Source organism: Methylobacterium sp. yr668, from assembly GCF_900116245.1.
Classification (GTDB): Bacteria; Pseudomonadota; Alphaproteobacteria; order Rhizobiales; family Beijerinckiaceae; genus Methylobacterium.
The window spans coordinates 1-7528 of sequence record NZ_FOZY01000069.1; the positions used below are offsets into that span (position 1 = coordinate 1).

Below are 7528 nucleotides of genomic sequence, written 5' to 3' on the forward strand. Positions count from 1 at the left end.
TACGCGGACGGGCGGGTGGACCGGACGGTGGCGCTGGGCGCGGCGGTGTCGCAGGCGTCCGGGCTGTCGTCGGGCTGGAACGGCGGGGTGTCGGGCTTTGCCGGCTACGCGCTGGCGACCGGCCTGCCGGTCGAGGTCGTGCCGGAGGTGGGCTTCAGCTACGACCGGCTGACGCGGGGCCGTGTGTCCGAGCGGGGCGGTCTGGTCGGGCAGGGCTTCGGCGGGCAGGGCTTCGGCGGGCAGGGCTTCGGCGGGCAGGGCTTCGGCGGGCAGGGCTTCGGCGGGCAGGGCTTCGCGGTGGCCGACCTCGACGCGGCGCGCAGCCTGGTCGGCGGGCGGGTGACGAGCTGGGCGTTGGCGGGCATTCCGGACCTGCGCCTTGAGGGTCGGGCGTACTGGGCGCACGAGCTGGCCGACACGGCGGCGGTGGTTCGCTCGAGCCTGTTCGGGGCGGGGTTCGCGGGCCGGACGAGCGCGCTGGGCCGGGACGGCGCGGTGCTGGGGGTGAGCCTGACGGGGGCGGTCGCCGCGGGCGTGCGGCTGTCGGTGGGCTATACCGGAGACGTCCGCCCGGGCGCCACCGCCCAGGTGTTCACCGCCGGCCTCCAGGCCGCGTGGTGAGGGGCGCCGCCTTTACCCGGCCGGCGCCGTGGTCCGGAGGCACGCATGCGCGGGAGAGACGGCCCGGATAAGCCACCGCCCGAGCCCGCACCGGCAGTCCGCCGGCGCGGCTTCTTCCGGCGCGTGCTCGACGGTCTCGAAGCCGTCGAGCTGCTGGTCCAGGCGGGCCGGCTGGTCTGGTGGCTCCTGAGAGGCCTGTGGCTGGCCGCCGGCGCGATCGCGCGCCTCTTCGGGGATCGCTGACGTGCGGCGCCGGCAGCGGCGCGGGAATCGATGCCCGCGCGGATGTTTCACGGGAAACATCCGCCGCGCCGCCGCGGCTCGCGCCACCGACAGCCGGGTAATGTCAGCCGAACAGCGCCCGCGCCACGACCTGCGGGTCGATCGGCTTCTGGCAGAGGGCGACGGCGCCGTGGAGCGAGGGCACGGCGACCGGATCGTAGCCGGTCGCGAACAGGAAGGGCACGCCGCGCGCGTGCAGCGCGTCGGCCACCGGATAGACGAGCTCGTCCTGCAGGTTGATGTCGAGGACCGCGGCGTCGATCTCGGTCGTGCCGGCGATCAGCGCCAGCGCCTCGCCGACGCTCGCGACCGGACCCAGCACCTGGGCGCCGCCTTCCTCGAAGCCGGACTTGAGATCGACGGCGATGAAGTAGTCGTCCTCGACGAGCAGGACCCGCCTGCCGGCCAGCGCGCGTGGTTTCGAGGTCATGTGGGGTTGCCTGCGGCTTCTCCCTCGGGGAGCGGGATGTTGATCGAGCAATGTAGCGCCGTGGCGCCGAGTTCGTAGCTGGTCGTCGCCTTCAGGGCGTAGGGCAGGGCGTGCTCGATCAGTTCCCGACCGTAGCCGCCCCGCGGCGCCGCGTCCGCCAGCTCCGGTCCGCGAACGAGACCCTCCTCCACCCATTCCACCAGCAGCCGGCCGCCGCCGTCGTCCGCGCGGTAGGTCCGCCACGTCACGCTCAGGCGTCCCTGCGCGGTGGTGAGCGCGCCGTATTTCAGCGCGTTGGTGGCGAGCTCGTGCAGGGCCAGCGCGAAGGTCTGCACCGTCGCCTTGCGCAGCCGCACCACGGGCCCGTGCAGCCGGATGCGCACTGGCATGGCCGGGGCGTCGAGGGCGGCGAGTTCCGTCTCGATCAGGGAGCGGAGCGTGATCGGTTCCTGATCGGAGCGCGAGAGGAGGCCCTGGACCCGCGAGAGGGCGGACAGGCGATCGTTGAACCGCTGCCGGAACGTCTCGCCGGGTCCGGTCTGGGCCATGGTCTGCTTGGCGATGGAGCGCACGACGCCGAGGAGGTTCCGGGTCCGGTGCTGCAGCTCGGCGACCATGACCTGCTGCCGCTCCTGGAGCTGGCGCAGATCGTCGATGTCGGTCGAGGTGCCGAGCCACTCGACGATCCGGCCCTGCGCGTCGCGGACCGGCGCGGCGCGGGTCTGGAACCAGCAGAACCGGTCCTCGGCGGCGTTGCGGAGCCGGTGCTCGAAGGAGAGGTGGCCGCTCACCGGCGCGTCGCGCCACGCGGCTGCGGCGACCGCCTCATCGTCCGGATGGACCGCCGCCAGCCAGCCCCAGCCCAGGCTCATCGTGTCGGTCTGCCCGGTATAGGCGTGCCATTGCGGGCTCGACCAGATGCAGGCCCCGTCGATCGCGGCGCGCCAGACGAGCTGGGGGATGCCCTGGGCGAGGGTGCGGAACAGCTCCTCGCTCGCGCGCAGGCGGCGCTCGGCCAGAACCCGCTCGGTGCTCTCGACCACGATGGCGATGACCCCGGCCGGGCGCCCGTCCTCCCCGAAGACCGGCGAGTAGTCGAGATTCATCCAGACCGGCTCGGGCCGGCCGTAGCGGTGCAGGGTCAGTTGCTGGTCCTTGTACGACAGCGTCCCGCCGGCGAGGCCGACGCGCATGACGTTGTCGTTGAAGTCGGCGACCTCCGGCCAGCCCTCGCGCACCTTCGAGCCGAGGAGCTCGGGATGGCGGCCGCCCGCGAAGCCCGAATAGGCGTCGTTGTAGATCATGATGCCGTCCTCGCCCCAGAGCAGCACGATCGGCACCGGCGATTGCAGCAGCGTGCTGACCGCGAAGACCAGGCTCTGCGGCCAGTCGGCGATGGGACCCAGCGGCGTCCTCGCCCAGTCGAAGCTCCGGACGAGGTCGGCGAGTTCGCTGCAGCCGGCCGAGAAGATGCGGGCCTCGCTCATGCGGTGACCGACTCGTGAGACTCCGGCTCGGGCGAGCGCAGAGGGTGGAAGCCCGGGCCGCGACCGATCGGGTCGGCCGGCCCGGCGTGCGGGTCACGCCGACGCTACTACACCGCTCCTCTGCCCGGTAGGGGCGCCGCCGGCTCCGGCCCGGTCGCGTCGTCGGGCCGGCAGACGGGTTCTAGCCGCGGCCCGCGGGCTCCGGGAAGCGCCGGGCGAACCAGTCGCGCAGGATCTGCCGCTCGTAGTAGAGGCCGCCGGTGGAGAAGCGGGGATTGGACGTCAGCAGGAAGTTGATGTCCGTCACCGTGTCCGCGCCCTGTGCCACGGCGCGGCCGCCGCGACGCAGGCTGTAGGCGAGGCGGATCCGCGGCGGCGTGGCGTCCGTCACGACCCGCAGGCCGGTCGGGGTCGCGAAGCCGGGCCGGTCGAAGCCCGCCAGATCGACGTCGAGCACCGTGATGTCGAGACGCTCGTCGGGGCGAAGCCGCGCCGTGCCGAGATCCGTGAAGATCCGGGTCAGCTCGGCCAGGGTGACCCGGAGCGGCTGCCCGGAGCCGAAGCGGTTCTCGGCATCGGTGAACCGCTCCGGCGCGGCGTAGCGCACGGTCACCTGCGCCTGTGCCGCCGGCTGTGCCCGGGCGGGGACCGCGGACGACCCGATCACCGAGAGTGCGGCCGCGGCGGCGAGCGCGGCCGATCTTCCGGCGAGACGCGTGCGCATACCGACCTCCTCTCCGCGTGTGGCGGCCTGACCGGGGCAGGCTTGCCGGGAAGAACCGCCCGAACGGGGCCCGGTATCCAGTGCCCCGCGCGGATGTCCGGCTGCGACCGAATGGCGCCCGACCGTCCATAGTCTCGCCGTGATCCGGGCGCCTCGTAGCGCACCCGGCCCGAGGGGCGAGCCGGTCATGGGAGTCCGACGCGCATGATGAACTCTGTTCTCGCGCTTCTCACCGTCGTGGCGGTGCTGGTGGTCACGGCGCTGATCAAGCTGCCGCTCCTGCCGTTCCGCCTGGTCGGCCGCCTTCTGCGGAGCCGCCCGGCGGCGGCCTGACCCGCGCCGCTCAGGCCGCCGCGTCGATGACGAATTCCATCCCGCGACCCGGCCCCTGATCGGAATAGTCGACGAGCGCCAGACCGCGCTCGGCCAGGGTCGCCTCGACGGTGTCCCGCTCCCGGCGCACCATCTGACCCACCGCCAGCGGGGTCAGCCGGGGACTCGCGCGCCGCAAGCGGTCGACGCCGATATGGGCCGGCGTGCCCGCGTCCTCGGCGATCCGGGCCAGGGCCAGACCCAGGTCGCGCGCCTTGGTCTCGGCGGCGGATCTCGGCTTGAACGCCATCTGCTTCTCCTTCTGCTCGGCCACCCGTCTCAGGCGGCCCGCCTGTCGACGCACACATCCGGGAAGGCCCGGATCCAGACCCGACGGCCCTTGGCGTCGTAGACCTCGACCTGCCAGCCCGACCAGTCGAACCGCTCCACGACCCGCTCCATCAGCGCGAGCGCGACCCGATCGGCGTGGGCCCGCACCTGCGCCGCGTTCGGAAACCGGCTGCCGCGCAGGTCGGTCACCAGCTCGTGGCCGTCCGTGCAGTGGAAGCGGTAAAGCCGCGTCGGCATTGAGCTTCCCTCGATCAATCCACAGCACTCCACCGCGATCCGGGAACGGGGCGCATCCGCGGTTGAACCCACCGCGCCGATGCGCTTTGTTCGTGATATGTTCTATACGGATTCGGACGGCGATGCACCCAGATCCCGAGGCGGCCCCTGCGGAGATTCGTCTCAGGGAGGCCGAGACGATCGCCGTGGCCTATCACAGGGCGGCGAAGGGCGACGCGTGGGCCGCGCTCGTCGCAGCCATCGCGGACGCTCTGGTCGATCTCGACGCGCTGGAGCGGCGCCTCGCCCGGCAGGGCGGGCTGATATCGCTGGGCTACGCCCGCGGCCGCACCGGGGCGGGCGGGGTCCGGGAGAAGCGCCGCGCCGGCCCGGAGGGTTGACCGCCCGGCGATACCCGCGCGGTCGGCCGGGCAGCCGGCGGTCTCGCCGCCCGGGCGGCGACGCGCCTGTCGGGGATCAGTGGTCCGTGCCGCCGCGCCGCGCCATGGCGCCGGGCTGGCCGAGGCCGATCGCCTTGGCGAGGGCGGAGCGCTGCTCGGCGTAACCGGGGGCGACCATCGGATAGTCGGTCGGCAGGCCGTAGCTGTCGCGGTAGCTGCGCGGATCCAGGCCGTGGCTGGCCAAGTGGCGCTTCAGCGTCTTGTAGAGCTTGCCGTCGATGAAGCTGACGATCCCGTCGTGCCGGACCGACTTGCGGATCTGGGCCGCGCTCGGCTTCTCGACCTCGGCCTGCGGGGCCGCGCCGGCCTGCGCCGCCGGCGTCCCGGCGACGAGTCCGCTGATCGCGCCGTGCACCCGTGCGATCAGGGCCGGAAGCTCCGCGGCCGGCACCGGATTGTTCGACACGTAGGCGGCCACAAGCTCGGCGGTCATCACGGCCAAGGTGTTGGATGTCTCATCGAAGGTCTCATTCATGATCGGACTTCCAGCGAGCGATTTACGTTCCCACGGTTTGGGCGCGGCAAGGGTTTAAACAGCGTAAATATAGAACGAAGACTCGATGAATATCTCTAGATTTTCTCGCGCCGTGCGGAGGCCGACGGGTGCGCCGTTCGTTGCACGTCTGCATCGACCGCAGAGGATCTCGGCGCGTCCGGACGGGGGTGACCCGGCTGACCGCGCGACAGCCTCGAACGACGCCGATCAGCGCCGCCGAACGACCCCGCGCGCCCGCAGGCGACTTCGACGGGCGACCCGCGCGCGCCGGCACAGGCAAAGCGCCGCGCCTTGAGGGCGATGGACGGATGAAGGGGGTTCGCGCGCCTCAGCCGGCGCCGTACCCGCCCTTCCGGTTGTCGGACTGCGGCGCGGGCGGTCGGGTGTCGTAGCCGCCGCTCTCCGGCGCCGCGTCGGAGCCGGGATCAACGGGGCCCGGTGCGTGGGGACCGCTGCCGCCGGCCGCCGGGTCGGCCCGCTTCTCCGGGGCTGCCGGCCGGCCCGGCGGGACGGTCCCCAGGGCCTCGCGTGCGGCGTCGACATCCTGTCCCATCCGTCCCTCCCTGCGGTCCTTCGTGTAGGCCCAAGGCGGGAGGTCCCCGCATGTTCCCGGCGCGGTCGCCGGGACCGGCGTACCGGGCGATGCGTCAGCGCGGCCTCATTTCCGCTCGCCGGTGGGGTTGGGCGTCGCGGACGTGTCCGGCGCGACTGCCGGATTGACGGGCGTGACCTTCGACCACGTGGCCGCGATCGCCACGATGGCGAGCAGCAGGACGATGAAGATGCCGATGAGGGTGAGGCGCTTCATGTGGCGGGTCTGGGTCTTCCGTGCGGGGGCCTGAGGGCGGGGAACGGCCGGGACGGCCGATCGATCCCGGCCGGAACGGGATCCTGCGGCCGCGGACCCGCGCGGCCGCGACCGTCACGATCCCGCCGGGCGCGGCCGTGCCAGGGCGGTGGCCGCGTGCCGGGCCAGATCCTCGAGCCGGCGGACCGTCGCGTCGTCCGGGATGACCGAGGCGCACCAGTAGGCGCCCAGTGCGGCGACGGGCTCGGGCGAGCCGATCGGAACCATCACGAGGCTGCGCATCGAGGTCAGGCGGTAGAGGGGGAGCGGCACCCGGGGATCGCACTCGATGTCCGGGATCACGATGGTCGCGTCGTCGAGCATCGCGCGGCCCGAGATGCACGCCGTCAGCGGGAACCTGCGGCCGCGCCACAGCGGCTCGATCGCGTCCTCGGCGGCGTAGAAGGAGGCGTCGCCCTCGCGCAGAACCACCGCGATCCCGTCGGAGCCCGCGATCTCCCGCGCGGTCTCGCGCAGGATCGCAACCGTGTCCTCCAGGGACCGGGCGGTCGCCAAGCGGTGGGCGGCCCGAACCAGACCCGAGGCGGGATCCAGGGAGAGTTCATCCATGTGGGACGCGGCCGCGAGCACTCCGATCGATCGGGCAACAACCCATGCGATGCCACTGTACAAGTCTGTCGGGCACCGGCGCGGTGGGCAACAACCTGGATCAAGCGTTTCGCCGACGGGATCGGGCGCGCGGAGATGTGCGGTCGCAGCGTGCGCATATTGGTCGTCGCGGCGGACCTCCGCGACAGAAGTCGCGAAATAGTTCCGCGACACCGGATCACGACGCCGCGATGATGTGCTCCAGCGCACCTTTCGGTCCACCGGCTCCGGACCCCCGCCGGCGCTGTTGCAACAATACACTATCGCGCCCGCACATCCTGACGTCCTGTCCGCCCCGCACACATCCCGTCCAACGGGAGACAGAGGACCAGATGATCAAGAAGCTTCTGCTCGCGAGCGCCGCCACGGCTCTCCTGACCGGCGCCGCCTCGGCCGCCGACCTGCCGCGCCGCGCCGCCCCGCCGCCGGTGTTCACCCCCGTCCCGGTGTTCACCTGGACCGGCGCCTACTTCGGTATCAACGCCGGCTACGCCTTCGACGCCAGCGACCGCAACACCGGCAACACCTTCGCCGTCCCCTTCCCCTACGCCGCCCCCGGCACCGTCGCCTCCTTCCGCAACCGCAGCCAGGACGGCTTCTCCGGCGGTGGCCAGATCGGCTACAACTGGCAGATCACCCCCGGCTCCGGCCTCGTGATCGGTGTCGAGGCCGACGCCCAGTACCTCGACTTC

At 72.5% G+C, this 7528-nt stretch carries 13 protein-coding genes and 1 pseudogene; 5 read left to right on the forward strand and 9 right to left on the reverse strand.

The genetic code is table 11. The annotated features are described in order from the left end of the window. On the forward strand, nt 1-621 hold a 621-nt coding region (locus tag BM419_RS32170), incomplete at its 5' end, for an autotransporter outer membrane beta-barrel domain-containing protein (RefSeq protein ID WP_139257179.1). 45 nt (nt 622-666) lie between these two features. Next, nucleotides 667-864, forward strand: coding sequence for a hypothetical protein (locus BM419_RS30880; protein ID WP_091928699.1), 198 nt, complete (start codon nt 667-669; stop codon nt 862-864). A 103-nt stretch (nt 865-967) separates the two neighbouring features. On the opposite strand, the gene BM419_RS30885 is transcribed toward BM419_RS30880, so the two are convergent. The 3 genes from BM419_RS30885 to BM419_RS30895 all read right to left on the reverse strand — a co-directional run bounded on the left by BM419_RS30885 (nt 968) and on the right by BM419_RS30895 (nt 3544). Beyond that, nucleotides 968-1333 carry a response regulator gene (locus BM419_RS30885; protein WP_042672258.1) on the reverse strand — a complete coding sequence of 122 codons (366 nt, stop codon included), beginning with the start codon at nt 1331-1333 and terminating at the stop codon, nt 968-970. Next, the gene (locus BM419_RS30890; RefSeq protein ID WP_091928700.1) at nt 1330-2820 is read right to left on the reverse strand and encodes a sensor histidine kinase; all 1491 of its coding nucleotides are present in this window, start codon (nt 2818-2820) and stop codon (nt 1330-1332) included. The genes BM419_RS30885 and BM419_RS30890 overlap by 4 nt, the downstream gene beginning before the upstream one ends. A gap of 181 nt (nt 2821-3001) precedes the next feature. Beyond that, entirely contained in the window at nt 3002-3544 is a 543-nt protein-coding gene (locus BM419_RS30895) for a DUF3016 domain-containing protein (RefSeq protein WP_091928701.1), read from the reverse strand. A 204-nt stretch (nt 3545-3748) separates the two neighbouring features. Between BM419_RS30895 and BM419_RS33345 the strand changes: the two genes are divergently transcribed. Then, entirely contained in the window at nt 3749-3877 is a 129-nt protein-coding gene (locus BM419_RS33345) for a hypothetical protein (RefSeq protein WP_020096525.1), read from the forward strand. Nucleotides 3878-3887: 10 nt separating this feature from the next. Here the strand turns inward: BM419_RS33345 and BM419_RS30900 are convergent, their stop codons facing one another. Both BM419_RS30900 and BM419_RS30905 read right to left on the reverse strand, forming a co-directional pair. After that, entirely contained in the window at nt 3888-4166 is a 279-nt protein-coding gene (locus tag BM419_RS30900; protein ID WP_026605481.1) for a hypothetical protein, read from the reverse strand. A gap of 29 nt (nt 4167-4195) precedes the next feature. Beyond that, complete coding sequence (locus BM419_RS30905; protein WP_020096527.1) at nt 4196-4444, reverse strand: DUF6894 family protein; 249 nt, start codon at nt 4442-4444, stop codon at nt 4196-4198. A gap of 122 nt (nt 4445-4566) precedes the next feature. Here BM419_RS30905 and BM419_RS30910 point away from each other — a divergent pair, with 122 nt between their 5' ends. Continuing rightward, on the forward strand, nt 4567-4824 hold the full coding sequence (locus BM419_RS30910) for a hypothetical protein (RefSeq protein WP_020096528.1): 258 nt from the start codon (nt 4567-4569) through the stop codon (nt 4822-4824). Between the two features lie 76 nt (nt 4825-4900). Here the strand turns inward: BM419_RS30910 and BM419_RS30915 are convergent, their stop codons facing one another. From BM419_RS30915 to BM419_RS30925, 4 genes are all read right to left on the reverse strand, one after another. Continuing rightward, nucleotides 4901-5359: a Ros/MucR family transcriptional regulator gene (locus BM419_RS30915; protein WP_020096529.1), complete on the reverse strand. Its 459-nt coding sequence runs from the start codon at nt 5357-5359 to the stop codon at nt 4901-4903. A 349-nt stretch (nt 5360-5708) separates the two neighbouring features. Further along, on the reverse strand, nt 5709-5933 hold the full coding sequence (locus BM419_RS30920; RefSeq protein WP_091928702.1) for a hypothetical protein: 225 nt from the start codon (nt 5931-5933) through the stop codon (nt 5709-5711). A gap of 105 nt (nt 5934-6038) precedes the next feature. After that, a complete protein-coding gene (locus tag BM419_RS32695; protein WP_020096531.1) occupies nt 6039-6188 on the reverse strand; it encodes a hypothetical protein in 150 nt (49 codons plus the stop codon). 114 nt (nt 6189-6302) lie between these two features. After that, entirely contained in the window at nt 6303-6797 is a 495-nt protein-coding gene (locus tag BM419_RS30925) for a GAF domain-containing protein (RefSeq protein WP_091928703.1), read from the reverse strand. Between the two features lie 371 nt (nt 6798-7168). Here BM419_RS30925 and BM419_RS30930 point away from each other — a divergent pair. Then, nucleotides 7169-7528 (forward strand): annotated as a pseudogene (locus BM419_RS30930) (porin family protein); the annotation flags it as partial.